The organism is Mesorhizobium sp. M1A.F.Ca.IN.020.06.1.1, assembly GCF_004023265.1.
Lineage (GTDB): Bacteria > Pseudomonadota > Alphaproteobacteria > Rhizobiales > Rhizobiaceae > Mesorhizobium.
Map to the genome: position 1 here is coordinate 1 of NZ_RZSR01001097.1, position 1,832 is coordinate 1,832.

Annotated in this window: 3 protein-coding genes; all 3 read left to right on the forward strand. The window is 57.8% G+C overall.

The window, feature by feature from the left end; translation table 11 throughout:
* The coding region (locus tag EOA60_RS31325; RefSeq protein ID WP_164899708.1) for an ABC transporter permease at window positions 1-784 on the forward strand (784 nt) is incomplete at its 5' end.
* A 2-nt stretch (window positions 785-786) separates the two neighbouring features.
* On the forward strand, window positions 787-1,581 hold the full coding sequence (locus tag EOA60_RS31330; RefSeq protein WP_127336035.1) for an ABC transporter permease: 795 nt from the start codon (window positions 787-789) through the stop codon (window positions 1,579-1,581).
* Window positions 1,578-1,832 (forward strand): ATP-binding cassette domain-containing protein (locus EOA60_RS31335; protein WP_128312504.1); only part of this gene is annotated, 255 nt, incomplete at its 3' end. The genes EOA60_RS31330 and EOA60_RS31335, both read left to right, overlap by 4 nt.

The following is a 1,832-nucleotide window of genomic DNA, read 5'->3' on the forward strand; positions in this document are numbered from 1 at the left end:
GTTCTTTGTCGGTCCATTCGCCGCAATGATCGTCGTCAGCCTGTGGCAGCGCGTCGGCAGCGAGTTGATCCAAAGCTGGACCCTATCCAACTACTTCCGGTTCTTCGGGGAGAGTCAATTTCTCCATGCGATGGTCAATTCGCTGGAGATTGCCACGACTGCCACGATCATCAGCATTGTTCTTGCCTATCCGCTTGCCTGGATCATCGCGGAAAAAGTGCCGGAGCGCTGGCGCAGGCAGGCGCTCATCCTTGCCGTTATTCCGTTCTGGACATCCTATGTCGTGCGTTCCTACGCTTGGCTGCTGGTGCTTTCGCGCAACGGCATCATCAACAATGTGCTGGTCTCGACTGGTCTTGTGGATACGCCGCTCGAACTGTCCAATACGCGCGCGGCGACGATCATCGGGTTTGTCCATTTTTTCGTCATGCTTCTGACCCTGACGATCTACGCCAACCTGGCGCAGCTGCCGCCCAACTACAAACGCGCCGCCGCTGACCTTGGCGCCGGGCCAATCAGGACATTCTGGCACATCATCCTCCCATTGACCCTGCCTGGCATCATGGTCGGCGCGTTTCTTTCGTTCGTCCTATGCATTGGCGATTACATCACGCCGCAGATACTTGGAGGCAATCTCGAACTCGTCATGCCGCAGATCATCATGCTGCAGATCGGGCGGCGGGCCGACTTTCCCGCAGCATCGGCGCTGTCGATCGTACTGATGATCGTGGTCACGCTCGCTTACATTGCATGCGCCCGCTGGCTCAAGCTTGAAAGGGCCTGACAATGCGGCGCAAGAATACCGCTGAAAATACTGGTGCTGCGCTCTACGCCTTGGTGCTCTACGGTTTCATCTTTCTGCCGGTGGTGGTGCTGGTGTTGTTCTCATTCCAGGGCGGCCGATTGCCGATCCTGCCATTCGAAGGCTTGTCCTTTCGGTGGTATAGGGAAGTATTTTCAGATGCCGATCTGATGAACGCGCTTCTCAATTCGGTCGCTCTCGGCATTCTTTCGTCCCTTGTGGCGACTGCGCTGGGGTTTTTGGCGGCTTACGGGCTCGCACGCTTCAGATTGCCTGCATCGTCCCTGCAACGGGCGCTGATCACGGCCCCGCTTACCGTGAGCTATCTGATCATCGGCCTTGGTCTGCTGATCACTTTCAATGCTATCGGCTTGCCGAAGTCGCTGTTCGCCGCCGGCATTGGGCATGTCGTCATCAACATGCCCCTGTGCTTCGCGATCATCTACAGCCAGATGGGCGAGCACCAGATGAACATTGAACGCGCCGCGCGCGATCTCGGCGCGAAGGAATGGCAGGTTCTCTTGCTGATCACCGCGCCGATGTTGTGGCCGGCATTGTTTGCTTGTTTCTTCCTGTCGATGACCTTCTCTTGGGACGAGTTCATCATCTCCTTCCTGCTCACGCGCTTCGAGGTCACGTTGCCCATTGAAATCTGGAACATGCTGCGCAGCGGTCTTTCGCCAAAGACAAATGCTGCCGGAAGCCTCGTCTTTCTCTTCTCCGTGACGCTGCTGGCTATCATGGAACTTGTCGTGCTGCGCCGCAGGAGGACGATGTGACGGACTACGCGGTTGAAGCCACGGCTCTTGTCCAGCGTTTCGGCGCATTCACTGCGCTCGACAACGTGTCGCTCAGCGTTCCTCGCGGCAGCTTCACGGTTCTGCTTGGTCCCTCTGGTTCCGGCAAGACGACATTGCTGTCCATAATCGGCGGATTTCTTGTACCCGATCAGGGGACCGTGACCATTGGCGGTGTCGACGTGACGTCGGTGCCGCCGGCGAAGCGGCCGACCACCACCATGTTCCAGGAC